The following is a 26,659-nucleotide window of genomic DNA, read 5'->3' as shown; positions in this document are numbered from 1 at the left end:
GAAAGCATTTAGGGGGACGATTACTATGACACAAAACATAAATCAATTAGCAGTGAATACAATTCGTACGTTATCAATTGATGCTATTAATGCGGCAAATTCAGGTCATCCAGGTCTTCCGATGGGAGCAGCGCCAATGGCTTATGCATTATGGGCGAATCATTTAAATCATAATCCTAATCATCCAAAATGGTTTAACCGTGATCGATTCGTTTTATCGGCGGGACATGGATCTAGCTTATTATATAGCCTACTTCATTTAGCTGGATATGACGTTTCAATTGATGACTTGAAAAACTTCAGAAAATTAAATAGTGAAACGCCAGGACATCCTGAGTTTGGTCACACTTCAGGAGTTGAAGCAACTACAGGACCGTTAGGGCAAGGGATTGCCAATGCTGTCGGAATGGCAATGGCAGAAGCGCATTTAGCAGCGAAGTTTAATAAGGATGGTCACTCTATTATAGATCACAATACGTACGCTTTAGTTGGAGACGGTGATTTAATGGAAGGTGTCGCTTATGAAGCGATGTCAATGGCAGGACATATGAAACTTGGCAAGTTAATTGTGCTGTATGATTCAAATGAAATTTCACTTGATGGTGAATTAAACATTGCTTTCTCTGAAGATATGCAGAAAAGGGTAGAATCTGCACATTGGCAATATGTAAGAGTTGAAGATGGAAACGATGTTGATGCGATTACAAAAGCGATTCAATTAGCGAAAAACAATACGGACCAACCTACTCTTATAGAAATTAGAACCATTATAGGTTACGGAAGTCCAAAAGTTGCTGGAACGAACAAAGCACATGGTAACCCGCTTGGATTAGAAGAAGCGACAGCGACAAAACAAGTGTATGGTTGGCATTATGAAGAAGACTTTTTTGTACCTGAAGAAGTAACAGCTCATTTTAATGAACTGAAACAAAAAGGCATTGAAAAAGAACATGGCTGGAATGAGCAGTTCAACTTATACAGAGAGTCAAACCCTGCACTAGCAGATGAATTAGAAAAAGCGATTACAGGTGAAGTTTTAATCGAAGAGAAAGACATTTTATCCTTCGATACTGAAAAAACGATTTCAACTCGTGTTGCAAGTGGGGAAGCTATTAACCATTATGTGAAATCGATTCCTTCTATTTTCGGTGGAAGTGCAGATCTTTCTCATTCTACGATGACAGATATAAAAGGTGAAGCAGTGTATGCAGTAGAATCGTATGCTGGCCGAAATATATACTTCGGTGTACGTGAACATGCAATGGGCGCCGCAGCGAATGGACTGGCACTTCATGGAGGAGTAAAACCTTTCGTTAGTACATTCTTTGTATTTAATGATTACCTTCGTCCATCTATTCGACTGGCTGCATTGCAAAAGTTACCAGTTACTTACGTATTTACGCATGATTCGATCGCTGTAGGAGAAGATGGTCCAACGCATGAACCAGTTGAACATTTAGCAGCTCTTCGGGCAATTCCTGGTTTAACAGTTATCCGCCCGTCAGATGCGAATGAAACAGCGAGTGCATGGGCTTATGCTTTACAGCAAGCGGATGGTCCAGTCGTTTTAGTACTTAGTCGTCAAAATTTACCGGTATTTGAGGAAACGAAAGCGAACATAGAGAATCTTTCTAAAGGAGCTTACGTATTAACGCAAACAAATGAAAATCCGGATGTGATTTTAATTGCGACAGGTTCTGAAGTATCCTTAGCTGCTAGTGCGAAAGCAAAATTAGAAGAGGATCATGTTTCTGTTCGCATCGTTGCAATGCCGAGCTGGGAATTATTCGATCGCCAATCGAAAGAATATAAAGAATCGGTTCTTCCGTCTTCTGTAACGAAACGAGTATCGCTTGAGATGGGTGTATCTCTCGGTTGGGAACGTTATGTAGGACAAGAAGGAAAAGTACTATCAATTGAAACATTTGGAGCTTCAGGAACTGGAGCTGAAGTCATGAATCTATTTGGATTTACGACAGAAAACGTTGTTCAAATTACAAAAAATGTGTTGAATTCTTAAGTTATGACTGTGAATACCTTTCTGTACATACTAATTTATCGGTGCTGAAAGGTATTCCAGATTCTAGTGATATGGATTTTTAATAAAAGATGATTTGAGGAGGAATTATATTATGCGAGTAGGATTAATTGGTTTAGGTAAAATGGGATTAAATTTAGGGAAAAATTTAATGGATCATAAACATGAAGTAGTAGCATTTGATTTAAATACGAGCGCAGTGGAAGAAATGAAAGAGTACGGGGCTACAGGTGTATCTAGTTTAAATGATCTTGTTCAGTCATTACAATCACCAAGAATTCTTTGGGTAATGGTACCACACGCTGTTGTTGATTCTGTTATTGATGAGGTTACACCATTGCTTTCAAAAGGAGATATTTTAATTGAAGCGGGTAATTCACATTATAAAGAGTCTATTCGCCGATATGAGCAACTAAAGAAAGATGGCATTCACTTTATGGATGCAGGAACTTCTGGCGGAATGGAAGGCGCTCGTAATGGTGCTTGTTACATGATCGGAGGAGATCCAGAAGCTTGGGACATCGTTGAACCTATCTTCCGGGATACAGCTGTAGAAAATGGATTCTTATATGCCGGAAAAGCTGGTAGTGGTCACTTCTTAAAAATGGTTCACAACGGAATTGAATACGGTATGATGGCTGCTATTGGTGAAGGATTTGAGATTCTAGAGAAAAGTGAATTTGACTACGATTATGAAAAAGTATCAAGAGTATGGAATAACGGTTCAGTCATTCGCTCTTGGTTAATGGAATTAACTGAAAATGCATTTTCTAAAGATGCGAAACTAGATGAAATTAAGGGAGTAATGCATTCTTCTGGTGAAGGAAAATGGACAGTAGAAACAGCATTAGACCTTCAAACAGCAACTCCTGTTATCGCAATGTCTCTATTAATGCGCTACCGCTCATTAGACAATGATACATTTACAGGAAAAGTTGTAGCAGCTCTGCGTAATGAATTTGGCGGACATGCAGTAGAAAAGAAATAAAGTGAAACTTTAATTAGTGGGGGTTCTTCATCCTCCACATTAGCCTTTACCAATCGGGCTTTTACGGGAAGCACGCCCCCCAACTTAACTTCTTTGCTTCGCTGAATGTTGAGGTGGGGTCTTACTGCCCGGCAAATAGCGGGATAAACATCCTAAACATGTAACTCATCAACGTTTAAAAACTGGAGGGAATTGATCATGAAATTTTTTATTGATACTGCAAATCTTGAGGACATAAAAAAAGCATATAAACTTGGAGTTTTAGCTGGTGTTACAACGAATCCTTCTTTAGTAGCAAAAGAGGGTGTTAAGTTTGAAGACCGTATCGCAGAAATTTGTCAGACAGTACCTAAAGTTGAGTCTGTTTCGGCAGAAGTAACGCCAGATGCTGTTACAGCTGAAGAAATGATTGCTCAAGCAGAAGAATTAATTAAAATTAACGGTGGCGATAAAAACGTCACGATAAAACTTCCAATGACGCTAGCAGGATTAGAAGCTTGTCGCTATCTTACTGAAAAAGGTGTGAAAACGAACGTTACACTTATCTTCACGGTGAACCAAGCACTTTTAGCTGCTCGAGCAGGTGCAACGTACGTTTCTCCATTTTTAGGACGTTTAGATGATATTTCTGAAGATGGTGTGCTCTTAGTTGCGAAAATTGCTGAGCTATTCGATATTCATCAATTAGATACACAAATTATTGCAGCTTCTGTCAGACACCCAGATCATGTAACTCGTGTAGCGATGGCAGGTGCTCACATTGCTACAATCCCTTATAAAGTAATTGAACAACTTGCTATGCATCCATTAACAGATCAAGGTATGGAAAAGTTTGCTGCAGATTGGGCGAAAGCGCCTAAATTATAATATATGAAAGTGGAGGAGACTTTCCGAAAATTACTTTTCATGAGAGGACAGATTCCTAGGTAACTTCATCGTTTAACTTTTTGGAGTCTTACTACGTGAATACAGCAAGAGAAGAAAGCGTCATGCACTTTAAAAAAAGGACAAATTGCTCGCACGAAGCGTTTATCATAATAACATTATAATTATTAAAGAGAAATCCCCTTATTAGAGAGAGTAGTTAACGTGTATCTCTGATAAGGGAGATTCTTTTTATATAAATCATTATTATGTGAAAATATCTCTTACTCAAGAAAGAACTATATAAGTTCTCTTAATTGTATAGTAATTTTGAAAGGGTTTACATAAAAGGGTGGAACTGAGTATGAATATGTACCTTTTAATGATTACATTATTATCAATTGTAATTGTTATTTTAGGAGTATCGTGGTGGAGATGGCATGCGTTTATTAGTTTAACGATTGCAAGTTTGTTTTTAGCAATTATGTCTGGAATGCCAATGGATAAAATAGTGAGCGCTTATGAAACGGGAGTCGGAAGTGTTCTCGGGCATTTAGTAGGTATTTTAGTATTAGGTACAATTAATTCTAGGGAAAATGATGGCAGAGTCAGGTGCTGGAATGCAGGTGGCAGAGTTCTTTATTAAATCCTTTGAAATAAAAAACTTACCATGGGCGATGTTAATTGCAGGTTTTATTATTGGAATTCCGGTGTTTTTTGAAGTAGGCATTTTAATATTATTGCCGTTAGTAATTTCTATTCATAAAACAACGAGACAAAATATTTTATTGATAGCATTACCAGCAATTGCTGGGTTATCTGTCGTACACGGCCTTGTTCCTCCGCATCCAGGGGCAATCGTTGCAATTGGTATTTATAAAGCGAACCTTGGGAAGGTACTTCTTTATTCACTCATTATTACATTTTTTGCAGCGCTTATTGCAGGTCCTATATTCGCTAAATGGATTCACAAACGTGTAATTCCTGAAAATGAACCAGAATTGATACGTGTAAATACAAAATCAACGAAATTACCAGGAATAGGAGTTTCATTTTTAGTTATATTGTTACCCGTTATGTTAATGGTGTTAGCAGCAGCAGCTCCTTATGTTCCGCTTTCTAATACTCTAATGAAGATTGTCACATTAATCGGTAGTCCTATCATTGCGCTTTTGATTGCATGTTTTGCAGCTTTCTATTTTCTTGGATTTCGTCAAGGTATCGATAAAAAGGCTATTAAGAAGGTAACAGAAGATAGCTTATTACCAATCGGTTCTATTGTTGCGATTATTGGTGCTGGCGGCGGATTTAAGCAAATTCTTATCGATAGTGGCGTAGGGAATGCTATTGCTCAAATGTCTGAACATTTAGCTCTATCTCCAATTGTATTAGCATTTATAGTAGCTGGATTAATTCGAATTGCGACAGGGTCAGCGACAGTCGCCTTAACAACAGCAGCGGGCATAGTCTCGCCAATCGTTGAAAATACGACAGGTGTAAATTTAGAGTTACTCGTCATTGCAACAGGTGCAGGAGCACTCATGTTTTCACACGTAAACGATGCTGGGTTCTGGATGGTAAAAGAATACCTAGGTTTAACAGTGAAAGAAACATTTAAAACATGGACGGTATTAGAAACGTTACTTTCATTTATCGCTTTTGGAGGCGTTTTACTACTCGATATGTTTGTTTAAAATAAAGATGTTTCTATTTAGATAATTGTGGCATACAACGTTATCAGTAGATAAAAGGAATGTATTTTTATGGTGGGATACTGTCGCAATTTTTTGTTAGGAGGAAGAAATGGTGAGCTCAAAATATATGATTGGTGTAGACATTGGGACAACTAGTACAAAATCAGTTCTATTTTCTACTGATGGATCTGTTATTGCAAGTCATGGAATTGAATATCCTTTATATTCTCCTACGCCTGAAATAGCAGAACAAGACCCAGAAGAAATTTTTCATGCAGTAATAAATACGATTAAAGAAACTGTACGATCAAGTAGTGTACAGCCAAATGATATTCTTTGTGTCTCTTTTAGTTCGGCAATGCATAGTATCATTGCTGTAGATGAGAAGGGAAAACCGTTAACGAGATGTATCACTTGGGCAGATAATAGAAGTGCAAGCTGGGCAGAGAAAATAAAGAGTGATATGAATGGTCATGAAATTTATTTGCGTACTGGAACACCAATTCATCCGATGTCACCACTTTCGAAATTAGTTTGGTTACAGAATGAGCAGGCAGAATTGTTTGCAAAAAGTTATAAATTCATTTCTATTAAAGAATATGTGTTTTATAAGTTATATAAAGAATATGTAATTGATTATTCTATAGCATCAGCAACAGGAATGTTCAATTTGAAATCTTTAAAATGGGATGAGGAAGCTCTTCGTGTTGCAGGGATTTCAGATGAAAAGCTTTCTAAACTTGTTCCAACGACGCACAGCTTAATAGGATTAGATGAAGAACTTGCAAAAGAGATGAATGTACTTGTTTCTACGCCCTTTGTAGTAGGAGCGAGTGATGGAGTGCTATCGAATTTAGGCGTAAATGCAATAGATCCTGGGGTTGTGGCTGTTACAATTGGTACAAGCGGTGCGATACGTGCTGTAACAAATTGTCCTGTGACAGATCCAAAAGGTAGAATTTTTTGTTATGCCTTAACTGAAGACCATTGGGTAATCGGTGGACCAGTTAATAACGGTGGTATGATTTTTAGGTGGGCTCGTGACCAATTAGGCACTTCAGAGATTGAACTTGCGAAGCGTTTAGGGAAAGATCCATATGAAGTGCTTACTGAAATAGCAGCAAAAGTAAATCCTGGATCTGACGGTTTATTATTTCATCCGTATTTAGCAGGGGAAAGAGCTCCTTTATGGAATGCGAATGCGCGAGGATCTTTTTTTGGACTCGGATTACATCATAAGAAAGAACATCTTATTCGTGCTGTATTAGAAGGAGTAATTTATAACTTATATACCGTTCTTCTCGCTTTAAAAGAGCTAATTGGCGAACCGAAAAAAATTCAAGCAACAGGCGGTTTTGCAAGGTCAGAACTTTGGAGACAGATGATGGCGGATATTTTTCATCAAGACGTATATGTTCCTGAAAGTTTTGAAAGCTCTTGCTTAGGAGCTGCAATCCTCGGTTTATATAGTTTAGGTGAAGTAGATACGTTACATGTAGTTTCTGAAATGGTAGGTGCGAATTTCCACCATGAACCAAACATTGAAAGTGTGGAAAAATATAAAGATTTAACACCAATCTATATTCGTCTGTCCCGTCACTTGGAAGAAGAATATGAAAGTATAGCAGCGTATCAAAAAAAGTGGGTTTAAAAGCTATTTACTAAGAAAATATGGTAACGTATAAAGAGATACTCCGATTTTTTAGGATACTCTTTCAACATAAAATATTTTAAGAAGTATGATGAATGAAAAATATAGGGAGAGAGGGTTATGAAAATGAAGGATAACAAAGAGTTTATTGGATATGTTGGAACTTATACGAAAGAAAATAGTGAGGGAATATATAAGTTTACTTTAGACACAGAAGCAAAAAAAATTAGTAATGTAACACTTGCGGCTAAGCTGGATAACCCTACATATGTAACGATTAACCGAAATAATGAATATCTCTATTCCGTTGTTAAGGAAGGAGAATCTGGTGGTGTAGCTGCTTATTCAATTGATAGTAAAACTGGAGAGTTAAAGGCAGAAAACAGACAAGTAGTAGAAGGGGCTTCTCCTTGTCATGTGAGCGTTGATAGTGGGAATCATACGGTAGTTACAGCAAATTACCATAAAGGAACGATTGAGTCTTTTGAAATAAATGAAGAAAATGGAACTGTAAATCCTGCTTCATCTATTATGGCGCATGAAGGTTCAGGTCCGAATAAAGAAAGACAAGAAAAACCACATGCACATTACGCGGGATATACTCCTGATGAAAAATATGTAGTGGGCGTTGATTTAGGGATAGATAAAATAATTACGTATGAAATAAAAGGTAGTGCATTAACAGAAGTGAATAGCTTATCTGTAAATCCAGGAAGTGGGCCGAGACATATTACTTTTCATCCGAATGGAAAGTATGCGTATGTGATGACTGAGCTGAGTTCAGAGGTTATCGTATTAACATATAATACGGAAGAAGGGACCTTTACAGAATTACAGTATATTTCTACTATTCCAGCAGAGTTTGATGAAAATAGTCAAGGAAGTGCGATTCATATTTCTTCTGACGGCAGCTTTGTATATGCAGGTAATCGTGGTCATAATAGTATTGCTGTTTTCAGTGTGGATCAAAATTCAGGTGAGCTTACATTTGTTGAACATACATCTACAGAAGGAAATTGGCCAAGAGACTTTGTATTAGATCCTACTGAAAAGTTCCTTGTTGCTACAAATGAAAAGTCGCATAATCTTGTGTTATTTTCAAGAAATGAATCTACAGGAAAGTTAACTCTTTTACAATCTGATGCTGTTGTGCCAGAGCCTGTTTGTGTTAAATTTTTAAATGTTTAAGTTATGTTCGATATATTTGAAAAATCGCTGATATAATTTTATATATCAAGAAAATAAAAAAAGCAAAGCGATATCGCTTTGCTTTTTACTGTTTCTTTTTCGGTCTACGTACTAACTCGCCGCCGCAATTTGGACAAACGTTATGTCTTTCTTCTGTACATGGTGCACAAAACGTACATTCATACACGCAAATGTAAGCTTCAGAATCTTGCTCCAGCAATTGATCACAAATTTGACAGTTTGTTTTCATTTCTAGTGCCATAGTAATTCTCCTTTTTGTTTGAAAATTTATAATTTAATTATAATTCATTAGATAGAATTAGTCTTTTTCAATTGAAAGGAAATCGAATGATAAAGTTGTGATTTGAAATGAAAGATGCCAATTTATTTTAAAATTGATTATTTTGTGCAGTTGGAATATTATGAAATAGTCAAAAGACAACAGGGGGTATACATTTTGACTAATCATAACGATCATTTAAAAGCAAACTGCGAAAAATGCTTCGGTCTATGTTGCGTGGCGTTACCGTTCGCAGCATCGGTAGATTTTGCAGTGAATAAAGATGGTGGTAAACCATGTTCCAATTTACAATCAGATTTTAAATGTAGTATACATAAAAATCTTAGAGGAAAAGGTTATAAAGGTTGTACAGTATTTGAATGTTTCGGTGCTGGGCAGAAGATTTCTCAAGTTATCTTTAAAGGGATTGATTGGCGGAAAGATGCTAAGCATGCGAGAAAAATGTATGATGCTTTTCCGGTTATGCATCAGCTCCATGAAATGCTTTGGTATTTGAATGAGGCGATTCTATTAAAGGCGACGCAGCCAATTCATAAAGAACTAAGTAAAGCGATTGAAGAGACAGAGCGACTTTCGAATTTAAATGCGGACGAGTTAATGAAAGTAAATATTCCATTACACCGTGCAGAAGTAAATGTTTTACTTTTAGAAACGAGTGAGCTAGTTTGGAAGGAAATGAATGCTGCACGTAAGAAACGAATCATTCACCGCGGAGCAGATCTTATGGGAGCAAACCTGAAAAAGAAAAATTTACAAGGCGCGAATTTAAGGGGTGCTTATTTAATTGCAGCGAACTTAAATGGTGCAGACTTAAGAGGAGCAGATCTCATCGGAGCAGATTTAAGAGATGCAGATATTCGCGGTGCAGACTTTACAAATAGTATTTTTCTTACGCAAGTTCAAATTAATGCGGCGAAAGGGGATAAACATACGAAATTGCCGGAATTGTTATCCCGTCCCGCGCATTGGAGTGCGTAAAGAGTATGGAGTGAAATAGTTTGGATATTTTTCAGTATTTAGATGAAATGCAAGAGGATATATTTTCGTTAGCAGTAGGGCAAATAGAAGTGAAGTATTATGATATGTGTAGCATGTTAGCATCAGGTATGCACGCCGAGCGAATTAAATTAATTCCATTAGATACATATGAAGAGAGTATGAGAATAGGTGTGAGAGAAGCATTAGAAGTTGTTGAATGTGAAGAAGCGAAGGCAATTTATTTTGAGTACAATCTCGATAATGAATGGGATAGTCAGTTTTACATTTGTGAGGAGTATGTTCCGCTTGAAGAAGAGGATGATGATTGGGCATCTGAATGGACATATAATATAGAGGGACCGAGGTCTGTAGAATTAGCGGATATGTATGCTGAAAATGGTTTTGATACAAACGAAAAAGCAATCGGCATAACTTTATATTTAATTGCAAGAACGGTATGTAGTTTTATGAGTGTATGTAGTGAAGTGAAAAGTAATATACCGATTTGTATTGGTTTTCACGACCAAGATCCAATTATACGAACAGGCAGAGACTAAGAATCTCTGCCTGTTTTTTTATTTCTTTTCAAAAGTAGTAATTAAAACGCTACATATAATAAGAATACCACCAATAAAAAAATTATTATTTAATGTCTCATTTAATAAGAGCCAGCCAAGTAATGATCCGACGATAGGTTGGAAGAAGAAAAATAAGGAACCGATGCTTGCATCCATTAGTTCTAATCCTTTATTCCAAAGGAAAAAGGCACCTGCCGTTGATATGACTCCTAAATATAATACGCCTAGTATTACGTACGTATTTACGGTTCCGATAGAGGCTACTTGTAGTTCCCATATCATAAAAGGTGTAATAAAAAAGAGTGAAAAGAATATGGCGTACGTTGTAATAACTAAAGATGAAAACCGAGCTGAAGCAATTTTTACATAAATGGATAGTAAAGCCCACGTAATAGCGGCTCCCACTAATATGATGGTACCGATAAAATAGGAGCCAATTTCAATATCCCATCCGATTACGATAATGACACCGATTGTCGCTATTATAGTAGATAAAAGTCTACGAGCGGTTAGCTTTTCTTTTAAAATAATTGCTGCAAATATAACCATAAATGCAGGTGTTGCGGATGTTACTAAAGAGCCTGTATGGGCGTCGGATAATTTTGTTCCGATGAATTGACATGTGATTGAAATGAAATATCCGATAAATCCAATCCAAGCGAATAATAGCCAATCTTTTTTGCGAATGGTTACTTTTTTCTTTTGTTTTTTCTCTGCTATTTTCAAAATGCCATACAAAACAACAAAAGCGATAATAAAGCGTAGCCAAACGAGTGTAAGCGGTGGGATATAATCGAGTACGTATTTGCTAACAACATACATACCGCCCCATATACTTGCTGCTAGTGATAAGCATATAGCTCCTAAAATTGTTTGTTTCATTTGAAGTACCTCCGTCTATTTTTAGGGCATTATGAGTTCCCTAAGACGAGGCAAAGTGTATGTGTTAAATGAATGCCCGTCTTAGTTTATAGACGGCCTACAGGTTGATCGTTTTCGAATGAAGTGTTGTAGTACATGAGTGCATTCCTCCTTCATATTTTATAATGATATTATAACTTAATTTTCAGTTTATTTGGATGTTTATTGTTGTACGGAGTGGAATCTTTAGAGAATGGAAACGGTGGTTGTCTAAGAAAGCATAGTATATGGTAGAAAAACATATTTTTAAAATAAAAGAAACCAATTACATAACTGGTAAGTATATTAAGAGTAGTATGAAAAAATAGATTGATAGAGAAAGAGGAGGAGATTTACATTACTACAACCGTTATCTCTCATTTTTATAATGAAGAGTATTTATTACCATGGTGGCTTATTCATCATACGAAACTGTTTGATCATGGCATTTTAATTAATAAAGGTTCTACAGATCGTTCAGTCGAAATTTGTAAGAAGTTCGCACCGCATTGGGAAGTACGAGATTCTGTAAATCCAGAGTTTGATGCATTTGCGACAGATCATGAAGTGATGAGGGTAGAACAAGAAGTAAAAGGATGGAAAATGATTTTAAATACGACTGAGTTTCTTTGTGTGCAAGATAAAAATCAGTTTTGGAAATCGCTAAATGAATTGGGAGGGAGGATGTATTGGCTGGAAGGGCTTATTATGGTTGATGATCCTAACTATAATTATCCGGACCTTAACTTTGGAATCCCTTTAATGAAACAGCGATTTCACGGTTATTTACCAGAAGATTGGCCGTTATGGAGAAGAGGTAGATTTATTCATAATCATGAACACGGAAGTTATACGGTTGGAAGACATTTATCAGCGCATGAATCTATGATCTATCCGCCTCTTGCTTGTATATTATGGTTTGGGTTTAGTCCGTGGAACGATGCGATGAGAAAGAGAAAGTTACAAATTGGTCCGACGCTTTCTGAAGCTAGTAAGCATGGAGGAATGGGTACGCACCATATTATTACGCCGGAAAAATTAGAAGAATGGTATAAGGATTTAGCGAGAGGAGCGCAAGATTTACGTTTTAGTGCTGCATATCGGTATGTTTTTGTATAGATGATTCCCACCATAAAATTGTTTCTTCAATTCCTGTATTTAAATCGTATGTTGGTTTCCAGTTTACTTCAGTTGTTAAACGTTCCACATTCACGCCGACGAATAAAGGTTCATCTTTAGGAAAAGGGATAGCGCCTAGTTTAATTAAATTTTCTTTTCCTATTTTTTTAGCAATGATAGAAGCTAATTCTTTAATTTGTACAGAGTGACCAGAAGCGATATTGATTGTGCCTGTAACGTTGCAGTTTAATAATGTGACAAGAGCGTTAGCGACGTCACCCACATGGAGGAAATCTCTTGATTGTTTTCCATGTGTACATAGAGCTTCCTCGTTTTTTAATAAAGAAGTGATAATGTTAGAAATGAGTCGATTGCCGTGCTCATGAGGGCCATACATATGAAAAATTCGTCCCCAACATACGCTGAGGCTGGTTTGTTGTGCATACGACTGTAACCAGGAATGTAGTGCATTTTTACATAATGAATACGGGGTTTTATAGGAAAGGAGCGGAGAATCTTCAAATAGAATACCGTTAAACCACTCGTACTCTGCGCCAGTACCTGCTACAACGATACGTTTTCCACCGCATGCTGTAAAGTGTTGAATCAATGAGATACTGGACTTTAGCCAATAGAAATTATTAATGGATACGTAGCATGCAGGAGGAACCGCTTCCCAAGCTAAATGAATGAGGTCGCTAGGCTTAATGTCTGAAATAAATTGTTTTACTTCGTCATCACAAAGCAAGTTTACTTTATGCCAATGGCAGGAAAGGTGAGACGGTTTATTTCTATTGTATGTGGCGTGAACTTCATACCCTTTTTGTATAAGGGAATGTACAACATATTTACCTATCCATCCACTACCACCTGTTACAAGGATCTTCTTCATGGTTCAATCACCTCAACTTCTGGAACAGTTACTAAAAATTTGCCACCCCATTCACGAATGAAAGAGCATTCCTTCATAATTTCGTCTTTCAAATTCCAAGGAAGTATGAGAATGTAATCTGGTTTTGTACGTTTAATTTCTTCTGGAGACTTTATTGGAATACGAGTTCCTGGTAAAAGGAGATTTTGTTTGTGAGGATTTTTATCTACTGTATATGCTAGAAATTCTTTACCTATCCCGCAATAATTCAAAAGGGTGTTTCCTTTAGCTGGAGCGCCGTAGCCGATAATTTGTTTGTTTAAAGCTTTCGCTTCAATAAAAAACTTTAAAATATTTATTTTCAATTGTTCCACTCGTTTAGAAAAAAGGAGATAGCAATCTAATGTATCTAGCCCGTGATCTATTTCTTTTTGGATTAAATTTGTAACATTGGAATGGATAGTTGATTGGGCGCTTAGATGTTTTATGAAAATACGCAATGAACCACCGTGAGTTGAAAGTTCTTCTACATCAACAATTTGTAAATGATGATGAGCTAAAATTTTTTGAAGGCTTATAAGTGAGAAGTAGGAAAAGTGCTCATGATAGATAGTATCGAACTGCTTACAAGATATAAGGTTTAATAGGTGGGGGAATTCAATTGTTATCGTACCATCTCGTTTTAATAATGTTTTTAGGCCAGCGACAAAATCATGCAAGTTCGGAACGTGTGCTAATACGTTATTTGCAATGATTAAATCCGCTTGTGGAAGATTGTTTGCTAAGTCGTTACTGAAAAAATTCACTTCAGTAGGAATTCCTTTTTGAATTGCGATTTCTGCTACATTTTTTGCTGGCTCAATTCCTAACGTATTGATGTTTTCTTTAAGAAAGTATTGCAATAAATACCCATCGTTACTTGCGATTTCAATTACCTGCGAATTTTTCGTTAAATGGAATCGCTCAATTGCCATTTCTACGTATTGTTTGGCATGCTGTAGCCAACTTGAGGAATAAGAACTGAAGTATAAATAATCATGGAAAATATTATTAGGTGATTCAAATTCATCTAATTGCACAAGTAAACAAGAATTACAAACAAATGTGTGCAGCGGATAAAAAGGTTCCATTTTATATGAGTTTTTTGGAGCTATAAATGAGTTGGCGAGAGGGGAGACGCCTAAATCTAAAAACGAATTTGTTAGTAATGAGTGGCAAAAACGGCATTTTTTCTGTTCCATTTTATAGCCCCCTTATAAATTTTTGAATGCTTCGATTTGTTGTCGTGTGAACGATTCTATATTTTCACCGGATGCATGTTTTTCGTACCATTCAACGGTCCAAGCGATAGCAGTTTCTGTTGATAGCTTAGGAGTCCAGCCTAGTTTATTTACTGCTTTTGTACTATCGAGTGTTAAAATAGGTGATTCATAAGGAGTATTTATAGTGGGAGAAAGTATTGTTAATGGTTTATTCCATAATTTTATTACAGATTGAATGACATCATGGACGGTTCTGTTAGCCTCGTTAATTGGTCCGAAATTCCATGCTTCTGCATACTCTTTATGCTTCCAAAGTTTCTCAGCTAAAAGGATATATCCATGTAAAGGATCCAAAACATGTTGCCACGGTCGGATAGCATTTTTGTTTCGAATACTTAAAGGATGGTCTTGTAAATATGCACGAATGATATCTGGGAATAAGCGATTTTCTGCCCAATCACCACCACCGATGACATTGCCTGCCCTTACTGAGGCGAGTGAAAGGGTGTTCGTGTGAAAAAAAGATTTTTGATACGATGTTGCAACTAATTCAGCACAAGCTTTACTAGCACTGTATGGATCATAGCCCCCTAAACGGTCGGATTCTACAAATGCTTGATTACCGCTCCCATCATTCTCATAACATTTATCGCTTGTCACATTAATAATGAGACGTACGCTTTCGACGTACTTTGCTACTTCTAGTACATGAACAGTACCTAAAACATTCGTTTTAAATGTTTCAATAGGATCTTTGTATGAAGTGGTGACGATTGGTTGAGCTGCTAAATGAAATATAATGTCGGGTTTATGGTGCCCAATGGCATGTAATAAAGAATCGTAATCTGTAATATCTCCTTTCATTGTTGTGCACTCTTTCGCTACGTTACATTGTTCAAAAAGGTTAGGGATGGATGGAGGATGAGAAGAATAGCCGATTACTTCTGCGCCTAAAGAAGTTAAAAAAAGGGTGAGCCATGAGCCTTTAAAGCCAGTATGTCCTGTAATAAATACTTTTTTCTTATTCCAAAAAGATGATGAAGTCATATTACCAGACCTTCCATGGAGCGTTATTATTTTCCCATAACTCGACTAATTTATTCTTATCACGTAATGTATCCATTGGATGCCAAAAACCAGTATGTTGAAATGCTGCCAGTTCATTTTTGTTGACTAACTGAACTAAAGTTTCGGTTTCAAAAACAGACTTATCTCCACTAATGTAATTGAAAATATCATGATTTAAAACAAAAAACCCACCGTTAACCCATCCACCATCACCTAGTGGTTTCTCTTGAAAAGATGTTACAGACTGTTTATCTAATATGAGAGAACCAAATCTACCAGGAGGTTGTACGGCAGTAACAGTAGCCATTTTTCCATGTTTTTTATGAAATGCAATCAGTTCTTTTATATTTACATTACTTAATCCATCGCCATAAGTGAGGCAGAAAGGTTCATCTCCGACATAGTTTTGAATCTTTTTCACTCGTCCACCCGTTTCGGTATTAAGACCAGTATCGATTAATGTAACTTTCCATGGTTCTACACGATGAGAGTGGCTAGTAATTGTGTTATCGCTTAAATGTATTGTGAAATCGGACATGTGTAAGTTGTAATTTAGAAAGAACTCTTTAATTGCATATCCTTTATAGCCTAAGCAAATAATAAACTCAGTAATCCCGTAATGACTATACAAACTCATAATGTGCCATAGAATAGGTTTCGTTCCAATTTCAATCATAGGTTTTGGTTTTAAATGTGTTTCTTCCCCAATTCTTGTACCGTACCCACCAGCAAGAATAACAGCTTTCATTTTTTCCTCCTAAAATAAAAATTTATTATATATACAGTATTCATATTTTATGCAAATGAGATTGTTTTTGATTAAACGGATGAAATTGTGTGAGGTGATGGCAAGGCAGAAAACATTAAGGTTTGAACTTTGGAAATAATTCTTGATATTCAGGATTATTACGGAGGTCTTGTGTTACGTTACTAAGTTCTAAAAAACGGGTTTCCAATTCTTCAGGAGATTGACCGTAATGTGTTTGAAGTCCCATTTGAATACCCATTTTTGAAAGGGTAGGTGTAATTTGTAATTTTCTTGCCTTGGACTGTTCATTCCAAGGGCTAAAATAAAATTTAAAAATAAATGAAGGGTAGTCATAAACTATATTCCCGTGCCGTGAATAATGTCTACCAGGTAAATATGCACCATCTAGATGATTATGAATAAATCTCCAAGCACACCCGAGTTTTGGGTTATAAGGGAAGACACCGTGGTATCGTTGTTCTACTAATGGGATAGAATATCTTGGCTTTGAATAATTGTAAATATGACTATCTATCATTAAAATCATTCTAATCGCATACATGTTTTGTCCTAGTGTATGAAGAGATGAGAAAAACTCTTCTTTATTATTACAACAAAAGAACTCTGTAGTATTTAAAACGATTTTCCAACCTGAAACTTCTCTTTCAATTTCCATCACTTCAATATCAGTATTAGTTGGATCAAACTCAAGAAATCTGGAGTCTCGCACTTCCCAGTGGGGTGCGAGTAGTTTACAAATCTCTACGGAACGATCAGTAGAACCTCTATTAATTAAAATACCGTGATCGAATATTTTTGTGTGATGCATAAGCCACCATGGGAGTAAATACTCTTCGTTATAAAAATGAGAAATGATAGTCCTTTTTATGTCAATCTCCTCCTATACAGGCAATCGTTATTAGTAGGATATGCTTTTAAATAAGAAAGGTTAAAAGGTGTGGGCTATATATTGATTAGGTAATAGTTTAGTAATTTTATTGTATAGCCGTAAATTACGGGTGTAATAGTAGGTTGATCTTGTAAGTTTGTATAAATTGTGAACAACAAACCATCACGTTTGACTGTACAGTTTATGTGTTGTATGATGGTAGTAATATAAACAAGGGGGGGAAGATCGTTGGGAAGGTGTATCGAATCGGACAGTTGGCTCTCATGGCTCACGTGTCGAAACGAACGATTGATTATTATACGAATCTAGGTATCTTGAAAGCGGAGCGATCTCAATCTAATTATCGCTATTACGACGAAACAGCATTTGAGACATTACAATTTATTGAGAAGTGCAAAGAAATGCATATGCCGCTTTGTGAGATTAAAGAGAAAATCGAGGAGAACAAGAAGCTGCTCGGTATCAATGAACACGTTTCGAAACAAGTGAATGAAGTGACAGACCATATTCATCGATTAGAAGCAGAGTTAACAGAGTTAAAGCCGCTTTTAGATGGATTGACTGATTCACAACGTGAAAAAATATCGAAATCTTTATCATGTCAAACGACAGCTTTAATACAGACACTTGCTCTATTATTATAGAATAAGTGAAATCCGACCTCTTTAATTTTTGTATCGGGCTATGTTTTCTAACGAACAAATAAGAAAACATTATAGTATACAGGAGGTGGACACCTTAGTTTTTTAACTAAGGGGATTCATTGGAAATATTTAATTTAGTCATGGTTGCGATTTTAATCGCATTTACTGGATTTTTCGTAGCAGCAGAGTTTGCGATTGTAAAAGTACGTTCAAGTCGTATTGATCAGCTTGTTGCGGAAGGGAAACGCGGTGCTTTAGCAGCGAAAAAGGTAACAACAAATTTAGATGAATATTTATCTGCTTGTCAATTAGGTATTACAGTTACAGCTATGGGATTAGGTTGGTTAGGTGAACCGACAATCGAAAAGTTATTACACCCGTTATTTGAGAAATGGAACATAAACCCTTCTATCTCATCAGTATTAACTTTTGGTCTTGCTTTTATGCTAATGACATATTTACACGTTGTAGTTGGGGAGTTAGCTCCGAAAACGTTGGCAATTCAAAAGGCTGAAAAAGTAACGTTGTTATTGGCAACGCCGTTAATGATGTTCTATAAAATCATGTATCCATTTATTTGGGTATTGAACGGTTCAGCTCGTATTATAACTGGTTTATTCGGTTTGAAACCAGCTTCTGAACATGAAGTAGCTCATACAGAAGAAGAATTGCGTCTTATTCTTTCAGATAGCTATGAAAGTGGCGAAATTAATCAAGCTGAATACAAGTATGTAAATAATATATTTGAATTTGATAATCGCATTGCAAAAGAGATTATGGTACCGCGAACAGAAATCGTTGGTTTCTACCTTGAAGATTCAGTAGAACAACACATGAAAGTAATCCAAAATGAGCGATATACACGTTATCCGATTTTTGGAGAAGATAAAGATGATATTATCGGTATGGTCAATGTAAAAGATTTCTTTATTCGATATATGACCGAGGATCAAAAAGATTTATCGTCAATTCGCTCGTATATGCGTCCGATTATTGAAGTGATGGAAACAACTCCAATTCACGATTTATTACTGCAAATGCAGAAGAAGCGAATTCCGATGGCTGTTTTATATGATGAGTACGGAGGAACAGCTGGAATTGTAACGCTTGAAGACATTTTGGAGGAAATCGTCGGCGAAATTCGTGACGAATATGATGAAGATGAAGCACCACCAATTCAACATGTGAACGAGTACCATAAAATTGTTGATGGAAAAGTGCTTATTTCAGAAGTAAAAGATCTGTTTGGATTACACATTGAAGAAGAAGATGTGGATACAATCGGTGGATGGATTATGATGCAAAATCATGAAATTGAAGAAGGACAACATGTTGAAGCAGAAGGTTATGAATTTAAAGTGTTAGAAAAAGACGCTTACCAAATTAAACGTGTTGAAATTCGTAAAATGGAACAAGAACAAGAAGAAGAGAAAGCAGCAACTGTGTAAGTTGCTGCTTTTCTTCTAAAGCATAAAAAATGAGGAATTAGGAGCGGATATTTTGATTCAAGAAGCCTTACGTGTATATCGATTACAATTGTATGCGATCTTTAGTGGTTTACTACTTATGTGGACGATTACTCCGTTTGGAAAACAAGTGACAGGATTCGGTATTGGATTAGCTGTAAGTGCATACTGTCTTTGGTTATTAGCTCGCAGGGTGGAGAAACTAGGAAGAAGTATTGTAATGAAAGAAAAGGCTCCTGGATTAGGGGTTTTAAACCGATTTGCAGCTGCAATTTTAGGAGCTATCATTATGTATGAAATTGAGCATGAAATGGAAATGTGGGCATTTGGTACAGGTATTTTAGGTGGTCACTTTTTAATGATTGCGAATTTAGCTTATGCAAATATACAGTTAGTAAAAGAAGAAGAGAAGCGAAGAGAAAAGGCTTCTAATAACATAGAGCTATAATAAAAGGGGCCTAATGGGGGTTCCTTTTTTTATTTAAGCGAGTGAATGACAGGAATCAAATTCACGACAAATATAATACGCTTCTTTTTTCGGTTTTTCAATAGTACGAAAAATAATTTTAAAAAATTTAAAAACCCATCGATTTCTAAAGCTTATGTATGTTATCATGACAAAAGACTTTTTGAAAGAGGTGGATACCAATGTTACAAGCGTTACTTATTTTTGTGCTTCAAATTATATATGTTCCAGTATTAACAATCCGAACGATTTTGCTTGTAAAGAATCAAACAAGATCCGCTGCTGGTGTAGGATTGTTAGAAGGAGCTATTTACATTGTCAGTTTAGGGATTGTGTTTCAAGATTTATCAAATTGGATGAACATCGTTGCCTATGTCATCGGCTTTAGTGCGGGACTATTATTAGGCGGTTATATAGAGAATAAATTAGCAATTGGATATATTACGTATCAAGTTAGTTTACTAGACCGTTGTAATGAATTAGTAGATGAATTACGTCACTGTGGATTTGGCGTTACAGTATTTGAAGGTGAAGGAATTAATTCTATACGTTATCGCTTAGATATCGTTGCAAAGCGCTCTAGAGAGAAAGAACTTTTAGAAATTATTAATGAAATTGCACCGAAAGCGTTTATGTCTTCTTATGAAATCCGTTCGTTTAAAGGCGGATATTTAACGAAGGCGATGAAGAAGAGAGCGTTGTTGAAGAAGAAGAAAGACGATCATGCATCGTAAAAAGGGAATAGTGCCGCTTTAAAAGCACGGCATAATCACATATGTAAAAGAGAGGAATCGAATTAGATTCCTCTCTTTTTTATAAAAAGTATGTATCTGTTAATTTAAAAAACTAAATCGTATAATTGTTTTTTCTACTAACCCTCAAATTAATGATTAGCCATATAACTTGAATAAATATCGGTATGATAAACGCGATTAATAAAACAATAAGTGATATTGATTTAATTTCGGATGTTTGAGTAACACCAGCACCATCGACATCTCGTAGCCAAATAATAGCTGCCCACACTCCAAAAAGGATAATCCAAAATATGTTACCAATCCACCAAGAAATCCATCGTTTTTTCATGTTAGCACCCCTTACATTTACCCTCTGTTAAAAGTATATTTTCATACGTTACATTTATAATGAAATAACTCTAAAATTAATTTTTTTTAACTGTATATCTAACTTGCTTAAAAGTTATCATCTCTCCATCTTTATTATCATCCTTAGTCTGCAAAAGTTGAACTTTTGGCTTATAGTCTGTCCTATGAGCATCATTGATACCTGTAATATCAAGTTTGTAGGATTCACTATTCTTTATTTTTTGTTCCAATACTTTTTTATTAGCGACATAAATAAAAGTTACTTTATTTTCATCAATACCTTCCGTCTTAATTTCTAATTCATTATCTTTTGTTGTAATCGTTGGTGTTAATAATTCCATACTTCCGTTTCCGGTTTCTAAAGAATTTTCTGCTATAGTTGAACATCCTGATAATATGATTCCGATGAATAGAAGAACAATTAATTTCTTTTTCATAACATCCCCCAATTTCAAGTGATTTTTGATTTTGGCATTGCTAAACTGCTAGTGTGGAGCGTAAATGTTTAGCTAGTACTCATTTCAATTGTACCATAATATGTAAAATGTAACAGGGTGTATATCCAGTTTAAGAGAGATTGAAAAGTTTACTTATTGTTGTAAATCAGTATTTTTACAGTAGATATATATTTTCTTTCGAAAGCGGTGTTGTTAAAATCATTACGAATTGGATATCCAAATATATGATGAAATGTAGATAGGAGAAAGAACTTAATACGAAGTGAACTTATTTTTTATGGAAATTAAAATTGTTACATTTTAAAATAATAATATGGAATAGATGAATTCATTCACTTCGGAGGTAGTTACTTGAACATTAACGAGAAGGCAATTGAAATGTTTGAACAAAATGAATATGAGAAAGCAATGGAACTATTTCAACGAGCGGTACATGAATCTAGAGGTGTGCAATCTCTCAATAATCTTGCTTGGATGTACTTTTATGAGGAAGAGGATGATGCTAGAGCTCTTGAATTAATAAAAGAAGTTGTTAAGTTGAATCCTTCCTCATACTTTCCTTATAACATCTTAGGGGAAATTTACATAAAATAAAAAAAGTGGGAAGAAGCGAAAGAAGTATTACAAAAGTCTATTTCCATTCAACCATCCAATGAAGCATATCACAATGTAGCTGTAGCTCATTATAACCTTGGAGAGCTGGAAAAAACTTCGGAATTTTTCTTGCGAGTTGCAGGGGATTCGGACTATATCATGTATAGCTATGTAAAATGTTTAATTGATTTAGGGAGAACGACAGAAGCGAAAGAGAAGTTAGATACTTTTAACAGGGAATCTGATGATCTTATAGGAGAAATTCATGTAGCAGATTTATATGTCGAGTTGAATTGCTATAAAGAAGCAATTGAATGGTTCGAAAGGGGATACAAAGAAGTTTGGAAAAGCCCCAATTGGATTGGTAGATTTGTTTATGCTCTATATAAAGCTAATAATTTCACGCGTATAAATGAAGTGATACGGGAATCTATCGAAGCGAAAACAGCAGAAATAGAAGATGTTCAGACTGAAGAAGTAGAAGAAAACTGGACAGAAAAAGATAAGAAAGAGTTAATTGAGGAATATACAGAAGAGAATAATTGTTATAAAACAATGATAGAACGTATCAAATCTGGATATGTTCCAGGGTTAGAATTTGAAACTTGTCATATAGGGGGGCTATTTATTTGGTTGTAAAAGACATAATCATCTTGAATATGAAGAATAAAGAGATTCGACTGTCAAACATGACGGTCGAATTTTTTTATTATAGGTTGCTTGTCTAAAGGTACCATCTCGACTGAAATTTGTTAAAGATGTTTCGTATCATTACATAGGTATATATCCTCCTTAGGTAATCCTTTTTTTATATTTAAAATATGTAGTGAAATAAAACCAATAAGTCCTATTCCGCTGAAAATAAGCCATGGTGTATACATTCCGTTTAAGTTGGATGTAAAAGATGTACCGGTATAATTACCGATGATAAAACCAAATGCGAGTGATAGTTGATAGAATCCGAAGTAAGTAGCTGTATATGATTCGTTACTGTAATTTGCAATAGCGATATCAGCGTTAGGTAATACGAGTGTTTCACCAATTGTAAATAAAATTACACAAATAAATAACCAATAGGGGTGCTGGAATAAAGGGATGAGTAAAAAGGAAATGCCCATTAATAAAATACCGTATTTAATAATCGACAGCGTGTTGTATTTGTGAAATAGTCTTCGAAATAACACCATAAATATAACGCCTGTTATTGCATTTATCGTAATAACGAGTGTAGCAAGCTGGTTGCTATTACTAATGTTTTTCATATGAAGTGGAAGTGCGACAGTAAGCTGAGTAAACATAATATAGAAGAAAATCATGATAAATGAAAACAGAAGAAAAGGCTTGTTTTGTAAGATAGCCTGTATTCCTAATGTAATAGATGTGTTTTCAGTAGTGACTTGGAAGTGATTTTTAAGTAAGTAAAAGATAAAAGCGAATAACAGCATAAGTGATCCTGTTAGAAAGAAAGCATAGATGGAATCGAGTAAGAGTAAGAATCCTCCTGCAATTGGTCCAATTATTGCACCGCAATTAAAACTCAGGTTTAAATATGTAAATAAATTTTTTCTCATATGAGCTGGTTGTGAGCCGAATATGGCGCGAGCAGCAGGTTCGTAAAATGCGGTTCCGAAGCCAATAAGTGCAGAAGAAATAGAAATTGTATAGAAATCAGAGCATATTCCTAAAGCGATAAATCCGATTCCTCTTAAAAATAATCCGGCTATCATCATGATGATATAGCCTATTTTGTCAGCAATTAACCCTGAGAATAATGGGATAACTCGTGATGTGATGGTCATAACCGTCAATACTGTTCCTACTTGGACAGCAGAAAAATGAAGAAAGGTTAATAGATAAATAGCTAAAAATGCGTATACTGCAAAATACCCAAAAGACATAAAGAATGAAGAAATAAGCATGAAACGTATCGGTATTGAGAAACTTTTCATAAAACTCCTCCTAATATTGTAACCGGTAAAATTATTTAATGGTTAACTATTTTATATTATAATTATACATAAAGTCAGAAAAAAGTAAATTTTAAGAAGAAGGTGAATGGAATTGAATCAGAACGCACCACATGAATTAGAATATATTCGAGAATTTTTAAATACATGGAGAATACCAAATGATACGAGAGAAGCAATTGATTTGCTGCAAACAGAAGATAATATAAAGCAATTTATGAATAAATATTTTCATGAAGAGTTTCCGTTTCATACGATAGAGGAATTAAGAGGTTTTCGAGAAGATATTCGGATGACAATTGAAGGCGAAGGATCATTGCAAAAATGGTTAGAAAAATACCCATTTCATGTACATATAAAGGAAGATATGAAAGGTATTACATATGAACCAGTATATGAAGAGAATGTGTATACAAAAGTATTAAACATTGTGTTAATGTCAATTCAAGAAAATGTGTGGGGAAGGTTAAAAGCATGTCCGGATTGTCGCTGGGTATTTTATGATCATTCGCGAAATGGAAGTAAAAGATGGTGCGGTATGTATGCTGGAGAAGAAGGAGGAAGAGCATGCGGTACGATTGCGAAAGTGAAAAACTACCGGGCGAAGAGAAAAGGACGATCTGGTTATGATATGTAATTAATATTAGAGAAAGCAAAATGGATGGGGGAATGTAGAATATGAAAGGTACGCAAATGTTAGCTTTAAATAAAAAGTGTTGGGATACAGTTGCACCTTATTTCTTTCAAGTGGATTGTTTACCGAAATATGGACCGTATACGGCGTCTGAAGATGAGATTCATTTGTTCGATTCAATTAAAGATAAAAAGGTACTTAATATTGGATGTGGAAGTGGGCATTCGTTGTAATATATGGCGGAACAAGGGGCAGAGGAATTATGGGGGCTTGATCTTTCGAGTGCACAAATTGAAATAGTGAATAAGACGTTAAAGGATTGGAATCCAAAGTTAATATGCGGAGCAATGGAAGAGGAAGGAGATATTCCGAAAGGGTATTTTGATATTGTATATTCCATTTATGCATTAGGTTGGACTTCGGATTTAAGAAAAACGTTGGAACTGATTTATTCATATGTAAAGCCAAGAGGAAGTTTTATTTTTAGTTGGGAGCACCCAGTATATTCAAACTTACAGTAGGGTACAGAAGAAGTTGCTATAAAGTCTTCTTATCATGAGCGCCTATTACGTTTGAAACATTTAAAGGAGAAAATGTACAAGCGACATTATATAAGAGAAAAATAAGTACATACATAAATGAGTTAAATAGAGTGGGATTTAAAATTGAGAGAATAGAAGAGCCTGAACCATCGAGCTCGTTTGATGAAGAACTAGCTGAGCCGTCTACGAAATATTATTCTTTATATAAAGCTAGAATGGTGCCGACTACTTTTATTGTGAAGGCAAGAAAATGAAAAATACAGCGCACGCTTTTTTAGTGTGCGCTGTATTTTGTTAAAGGTCAGTACTTATCTTTTTGGTTGAAAAATATGTTGGAAAAAGTATTTGTGATGTAAGTTATCTACAACTTTATTTGCTTGATATGTGCGGTGTTGTTCGAGTCGAAGTCTTTGCTCCATCATTTTTATTGCGTGATCAGATAAACGTAACATAATACATCTCTCCTTTTCTATAAATATAGGTCTCTAAAATGATATCGATTCCAGATTTTATAGTTAAGGAGGTATACTGTGTAACATAGGCAAAAAGCACCTTCCTCTCCCATTACGCTTACGAGGTTAGCTGTCGGACTCGGGAAGTGAGAGTATCCCTACTTAAAAAAGATTCGCCCCAAGTAGCATTGCTACAAAAATGGTTCCCCCGCTCCAAAATTTGGACTCAGCAAAAGGTATTATAAAGTAAAAGATAACATAAATAAACTAATAAGTCAAACTATTTTATGTTTTCTGTCTCTTCAGTTGTGTAAGAATCATACGATCGGTAATTGTTATATCGGTTACTTCAATGAAGCCGTGTTTTTTATATAATGCAATAGCAGGGGTATTCGCTTTACCTGTTTGTACAATATATGCCATGGAAGAAGGGAACATGTTAAATATATAACTTAAGAGTTTCGTTGCAATTCCTTTTTGAAAAAAATCAGGCGATACAACTAGTCGGTGAATATCAATTAGCTGTTCTTCTTGCATAAAAGAAATAAAGCCGACAAGTTTATTTTCAGAAAAATATCCATAGAATGTTTCACCGCAATTTTGAATATCGTTTACAGTATCATATAAACGGGGGATTGCAGTACTGTTTAAATAATCTGCTTCAACTTTATAAGATGGAATTTGAACTTGTAAAATGGATGATGCAACTTCAAAAGAAGTGGCATTTAAATTAAGAATCATAGATAATGAAGCCTCCTTTGAATATGGTATATTAATATAATTGATTTTTGGGTAAGTTTGACAATGATTTTCTTTTTTGCATATAATATATGTATCTCCATACATATAATGTCCTTGCGTTTATTTTTATAGCAGAATATGGTTAGTGTAAATGAATTAGTAATCTTATATGAGAGTTTTGTTACTCTTGTATTTGATCATACAAACTATAATAGAAATGGAGGACTAAAAATGGGATGGATTATCACATTAATAGTTGGTGCTATTATAGGTGCTTCGTTAGGTGGTAGATTATTTGGATCTTTTGGGCCATCATTTGGTGGAATTCATGTCGTGCCAGCATTATTAGGAGCAATCGTATTAATTCTTATTGTATCATTTGTAGTGAAAGCTGCAAGGAAATAAAGATATAGATAATGATGAAAAGCCCT

The 26,659-nt window shown here is 35.4% G+C and carries 26 protein-coding genes, 3 pseudogenes and 1 riboswitch; of the genes and pseudogenes, 17 read left to right on the top strand and 12 right to left on the bottom strand.

Going from position 1 to position 26,659, the window contains the following annotated elements; genetic code table 11:
* Positions 1–25 precede the first annotated feature (25 nt).
* The 6 genes and pseudogenes from tkt (at position 26) to MHB70_RS15095 (ending at position 8,423) form a co-directional block, all read left to right on the top strand.
* Positions 26–2,020, top strand: coding sequence for a transketolase (gene tkt, locus MHB70_RS15120; RefSeq protein ID WP_000193008.1), 1,995 nt, complete (start codon positions 26–28; stop codon positions 2,018–2,020).
* A 112-nt stretch (positions 2,021–2,132) separates the two neighbouring features.
* Positions 2,133–3,026, top strand: coding sequence for a phosphogluconate dehydrogenase (NAD(+)-dependent, decarboxylating) (gene gnd / locus MHB70_RS15115; RefSeq protein WP_001263674.1), 894 nt, complete (start codon positions 2,133–2,135; stop codon positions 3,024–3,026).
* A 198-nt stretch (positions 3,027–3,224) separates the two neighbouring features.
* Positions 3,225–3,893, top strand: a complete 669-nt coding sequence (fsa, locus tag MHB70_RS15110; RefSeq protein WP_000667695.1) for a fructose-6-phosphate aldolase — start codon at positions 3,225–3,227, stop codon at positions 3,891–3,893.
* Positions 3,894–4,254: 361 nt separating this feature from the next.
* A pseudogene (gntP, locus tag MHB70_RS15105) lies at positions 4,255–5,584 on the top strand (gluconate permease GntP).
* Between the two features lie 109 nt (positions 5,585–5,693).
* The gene (gene gntK, locus MHB70_RS15100; protein WP_000254925.1) at positions 5,694–7,235 is read left to right on the top strand and encodes a gluconokinase; all 1,542 of its coding nucleotides are present in this window, start codon (positions 5,694–5,696) and stop codon (positions 7,233–7,235) included.
* A 120-nt stretch (positions 7,236–7,355) separates the two neighbouring features.
* Positions 7,356–8,423 (top strand): lactonase family protein, encoded by a 1,068-nt coding sequence (locus MHB70_RS15095; RefSeq protein WP_000782234.1) that lies wholly within the window; start codon positions 7,356–7,358, stop codon positions 8,421–8,423.
* A gap of 85 nt (positions 8,424–8,508) precedes the next feature.
* Here MHB70_RS15095 and MHB70_RS15090 read toward each other — a convergent pair whose 3' ends face one another.
* Entirely contained in the window at positions 8,509–8,685 is a 177-nt protein-coding gene (locus MHB70_RS15090) for a DUF1272 domain-containing protein (RefSeq protein WP_001162784.1), read from the bottom strand.
* 195 nt (positions 8,686–8,880) lie between these two features.
* On the opposite strand from MHB70_RS15090, the gene MHB70_RS15085 reads away from it, so the two are divergent.
* Both MHB70_RS15085 and MHB70_RS15080 read left to right on the top strand, forming a co-directional pair.
* Complete coding sequence (locus MHB70_RS15085; RefSeq protein WP_061529493.1) at positions 8,881–9,702, top strand: pentapeptide repeat-containing protein; 822 nt, start codon at positions 8,881–8,883, stop codon at positions 9,700–9,702.
* A 20-nt stretch (positions 9,703–9,722) separates the two neighbouring features.
* Positions 9,723–10,259, top strand: a complete 537-nt coding sequence (locus tag MHB70_RS15080) for a hypothetical protein (protein WP_000350925.1) — start codon at positions 9,723–9,725, stop codon at positions 10,257–10,259.
* An 18-nt stretch (positions 10,260–10,277) separates the two neighbouring features.
* On the opposite strand, the gene MHB70_RS15075 is transcribed toward MHB70_RS15080, so the two are convergent.
* Entirely contained in the window at positions 10,278–11,162 is an 885-nt protein-coding gene (locus MHB70_RS15075; RefSeq protein WP_000814753.1) for a DMT family transporter, read from the bottom strand.
* 348 nt (positions 11,163–11,510) lie between these two features.
* Here MHB70_RS15075 and MHB70_RS15070 point away from each other — a divergent pair, with 348 nt between their 5' ends.
* Positions 11,511–12,299 carry a glycosyltransferase family 2 protein gene (locus MHB70_RS15070; RefSeq protein WP_000570311.1) on the top strand — a complete coding sequence of 263 codons (789 nt, stop codon included), beginning with the start codon at positions 11,511–11,513 and terminating at the stop codon, positions 12,297–12,299.
* Here MHB70_RS15070 and MHB70_RS15065 read toward each other — a convergent pair.
* The 5 genes from MHB70_RS15065 to MHB70_RS15045 form a co-directional block, all read right to left on the bottom strand.
* Positions 12,268–13,191 carry an NAD-dependent epimerase/dehydratase family protein gene (locus MHB70_RS15065; protein WP_000723096.1) on the bottom strand — a complete coding sequence of 308 codons (924 nt, stop codon included), beginning with the start codon at positions 13,189–13,191 and terminating at the stop codon, positions 12,268–12,270. The two genes, MHB70_RS15070 and MHB70_RS15065, sit on opposite strands and share 32 nt — an antisense overlap.
* Positions 13,188–14,411 carry a class I SAM-dependent methyltransferase gene (locus tag MHB70_RS15060; protein ID WP_000435756.1) on the bottom strand — a complete coding sequence of 408 codons (1,224 nt, stop codon included), beginning with the start codon at positions 14,409–14,411 and terminating at the stop codon, positions 13,188–13,190. Before MHB70_RS15060 ends, MHB70_RS15065 begins: the two co-directional genes overlap by 4 nt.
* A gap of 12 nt (positions 14,412–14,423) precedes the next feature.
* A complete protein-coding gene (rfbG, locus tag MHB70_RS15055) occupies positions 14,424–15,479 on the bottom strand; it encodes a CDP-glucose 4,6-dehydratase (protein WP_000204568.1) in 1,056 nt (351 codons plus the stop codon).
* A gap of 1 nt (position 15,480) precedes the next feature.
* Positions 15,481–16,248 (bottom strand): glucose-1-phosphate cytidylyltransferase, encoded by a 768-nt coding sequence (rfbF, locus tag MHB70_RS15050; RefSeq protein ID WP_000648794.1) that lies wholly within the window; start codon positions 16,246–16,248, stop codon positions 15,481–15,483.
* Positions 16,249–16,363: 115 nt separating this feature from the next.
* On the bottom strand, positions 16,364–17,077 hold the full coding sequence (locus MHB70_RS15045) for a hypothetical protein (RefSeq protein WP_061529492.1): 714 nt from the start codon (positions 17,075–17,077) through the stop codon (positions 16,364–16,366).
* A 317-nt stretch (positions 17,078–17,394) separates the two neighbouring features.
* Here MHB70_RS15045 and MHB70_RS15040 point away from each other — a divergent pair, with 317 nt between their 5' ends.
* From MHB70_RS15040 to MHB70_RS15025, 4 genes are all read left to right on the top strand, one after another.
* Complete coding sequence (locus tag MHB70_RS15040; RefSeq protein ID WP_000285643.1) at positions 17,395–17,802, top strand: MerR family transcriptional regulator; 408 nt, start codon at positions 17,395–17,397, stop codon at positions 17,800–17,802.
* 119 nt (positions 17,803–17,921) lie between these two features.
* On the top strand, positions 17,922–19,250 hold the full coding sequence (locus MHB70_RS15035) for a hemolysin family protein (protein ID WP_000402262.1): 1,329 nt from the start codon (positions 17,922–17,924) through the stop codon (positions 19,248–19,250).
* A 52-nt stretch (positions 19,251–19,302) separates the two neighbouring features.
* The gene (locus tag MHB70_RS15030) at positions 19,303–19,716 is read left to right on the top strand and encodes an ATP synthase subunit I (protein WP_000613866.1); all 414 of its coding nucleotides are present in this window, start codon (positions 19,303–19,305) and stop codon (positions 19,714–19,716) included.
* Positions 19,717–19,916: 200 nt separating this feature from the next.
* Positions 19,917–20,468 (top strand): DUF2179 domain-containing protein, encoded by a 552-nt coding sequence (locus tag MHB70_RS15025; protein ID WP_000938448.1) that lies wholly within the window; start codon positions 19,917–19,919, stop codon positions 20,466–20,468.
* 112 nt (positions 20,469–20,580) lie between these two features.
* Here MHB70_RS15025 and MHB70_RS15020 read toward each other — a convergent pair whose 3' ends face one another.
* Together MHB70_RS15020 and MHB70_RS15015 are read right to left on the bottom strand one after the other, a co-directional pair.
* Complete coding sequence (locus MHB70_RS15020; protein WP_000747675.1) at positions 20,581–20,820, bottom strand: DUF3923 family protein; 240 nt, start codon at positions 20,818–20,820, stop codon at positions 20,581–20,583.
* 76 nt (positions 20,821–20,896) lie between these two features.
* Positions 20,897–21,277, bottom strand: coding sequence for a hypothetical protein (locus MHB70_RS15015; RefSeq protein WP_000727885.1), 381 nt, complete (start codon positions 21,275–21,277; stop codon positions 20,897–20,899).
* Between the two features lie 372 nt (positions 21,278–21,649).
* Here MHB70_RS15015 and MHB70_RS15010 point away from each other — a divergent pair.
* Positions 21,650–22,562: pseudogene (locus MHB70_RS15010) on the top strand (tetratricopeptide repeat protein).
* 82 nt (positions 22,563–22,644) lie between these two features.
* Here the strand turns inward: MHB70_RS15010 and MHB70_RS15005 are convergent.
* On the bottom strand, positions 22,645–23,841 hold the full coding sequence (locus tag MHB70_RS15005) for an MDR family MFS transporter (RefSeq protein WP_061529491.1): 1,197 nt from the start codon (positions 23,839–23,841) through the stop codon (positions 22,645–22,647).
* A gap of 112 nt (positions 23,842–23,953) precedes the next feature.
* On the opposite strand from MHB70_RS15005, the gene MHB70_RS15000 reads away from it, so the two are divergent.
* Together MHB70_RS15000 and MHB70_RS14995 are read left to right on the top strand one after the other, a co-directional pair.
* Entirely contained in the window at positions 23,954–24,496 is a 543-nt protein-coding gene (locus MHB70_RS15000) for a CGNR zinc finger domain-containing protein (RefSeq protein WP_002093554.1), read from the top strand.
* Positions 24,497–24,537: 41 nt separating this feature from the next.
* Positions 24,538–25,289, top strand: a pseudogene (locus tag MHB70_RS14995) (class I SAM-dependent methyltransferase).
* Positions 25,290–25,343: 54 nt separating this feature from the next.
* Here MHB70_RS14995 and MHB70_RS14990 read toward each other — a convergent pair.
* On the bottom strand, positions 25,344–25,487 hold the full coding sequence (locus MHB70_RS14990) for a hypothetical protein (protein WP_000945246.1): 144 nt from the start codon (positions 25,485–25,487) through the stop codon (positions 25,344–25,346).
* A 99-nt stretch (positions 25,488–25,586) separates the two neighbouring features.
* Positions 25,587–25,729, bottom strand: a riboswitch (cyclic di-AMP (ydaO/yuaA leader).
* Between the two features lie 43 nt (positions 25,730–25,772).
* Positions 25,773–26,228: a GNAT family N-acetyltransferase gene (locus MHB70_RS14985; RefSeq protein WP_000602698.1), complete on the bottom strand. Its 456-nt coding sequence runs from the start codon at positions 26,226–26,228 to the stop codon at positions 25,773–25,775.
* A 231-nt stretch (positions 26,229–26,459) separates the two neighbouring features.
* Here MHB70_RS14985 and MHB70_RS14980 point away from each other — a divergent pair, with 231 nt between their 5' ends.
* Positions 26,460–26,633, top strand: coding sequence for a GlsB/YeaQ/YmgE family stress response membrane protein (locus MHB70_RS14980; RefSeq protein WP_080451797.1), 174 nt, complete (start codon positions 26,460–26,462; stop codon positions 26,631–26,633).
* The last annotated feature ends 26 nt before the right edge of the window (positions 26,634–26,659 follow it).

Origin of the sequence: Bacillus sp. FSL M7-1020 (genome assembly GCF_038050415.1) — a bacterium.
Classification (GTDB): domain Bacteria; phylum Bacillota; class Bacilli; order Bacillales; family Bacillaceae_G; genus Bacillus_A; species Bacillus_A toyonensis.
This window is presented reverse-complemented; position numbering and strand designations above follow the sequence as displayed.

Excerpts from the sequence above, each read along its gene's own strand:
- tkt (WP_000193008.1), top strand. The coding sequence starts at position 26 with ATGACACAAAACATAAATCAATTAGCAGTGAATACAATTCGTACGTTA.
- gnd (WP_001263674.1), top strand. The coding sequence starts at position 2,133 with ATGCGAGTAGGATTAATTGGTTTAGGTAAAATGGGATTAAATTTAGGG.
- fsa (WP_000667695.1), top strand. The coding sequence starts at position 3,225 with ATGAAATTTTTTATTGATACTGCAAATCTTGAGGACATAAAAAAAGCA.
- gntK (WP_000254925.1), top strand. The coding sequence starts at position 5,694 with ATGGTGAGCTCAAAATATATGATTGGTGTAGACATTGGGACAACTAGT.
- MHB70_RS15095 (WP_000782234.1), top strand. The coding sequence starts at position 7,356 with ATGAAAATGAAGGATAACAAAGAGTTTATTGGATATGTTGGAACTTAT.
- MHB70_RS15090 (WP_001162784.1), bottom strand. The coding sequence starts at position 8,685 with ATGGCACTAGAAATGAAAACAAACTGTCAAATTTGTGATCAATTGCTG.
- MHB70_RS15075 (WP_000814753.1), bottom strand. The coding sequence starts at position 11,162 with ATGAAACAAACAATTTTAGGAGCTATATGCTTATCACTAGCAGCAAGT.
- MHB70_RS15065 (WP_000723096.1), bottom strand. The coding sequence starts at position 13,191 with ATGAAGAAGATCCTTGTAACAGGTGGTAGTGGATGGATAGGTAAATAT.
- MHB70_RS15060 (WP_000435756.1), bottom strand. The coding sequence starts at position 14,411 with ATGGAACAGAAAAAATGCCGTTTTTGCCACTCATTACTAACAAATTCG.
- rfbG (WP_000204568.1), bottom strand. The coding sequence starts at position 15,479 with ATGACTTCATCATCTTTTTGGAATAAGAAAAAAGTATTTATTACAGGA.
- rfbF (WP_000648794.1), bottom strand. The coding sequence starts at position 16,248 with ATGAAAGCTGTTATTCTTGCTGGTGGGTACGGTACAAGAATTGGGGAA.
- MHB70_RS15045 (WP_061529492.1), bottom strand. The coding sequence starts at position 17,077 with ATGCATCACACAAAAATATTCGATCACGGTATTTTAATTAATAGAGGT.
- MHB70_RS15025 (WP_000938448.1), top strand. The coding sequence starts at position 19,917 with ATGTTACAAGCGTTACTTATTTTTGTGCTTCAAATTATATATGTTCCA.
- MHB70_RS15020 (WP_000747675.1), bottom strand. The coding sequence starts at position 20,820 with ATGAAAAAACGATGGATTTCTTGGTGGATTGGTAACATATTTTGGATT.
- MHB70_RS15015 (WP_000727885.1), bottom strand. The coding sequence starts at position 21,277 with ATGAAAAAGAAATTAATTGTTCTTCTATTCATCGGAATCATATTATCA.
- MHB70_RS15005 (WP_061529491.1), bottom strand. The coding sequence starts at position 23,841 with ATGAAAAGTTTCTCAATACCGATACGTTTCATGCTTATTTCTTCATTC.
- MHB70_RS14990 (WP_000945246.1), bottom strand. The coding sequence starts at position 25,487 with ATGTTACGTTTATCTGATCACGCAATAAAAATGATGGAGCAAAGACTT.
- MHB70_RS14985 (WP_000602698.1), bottom strand. The coding sequence starts at position 26,228 with ATGATTCTTAATTTAAATGCCACTTCTTTTGAAGTTGCATCATCCATT.
- MHB70_RS14980 (WP_080451797.1), top strand. The coding sequence starts at position 26,460 with ATGGGATGGATTATCACATTAATAGTTGGTGCTATTATAGGTGCTTCG.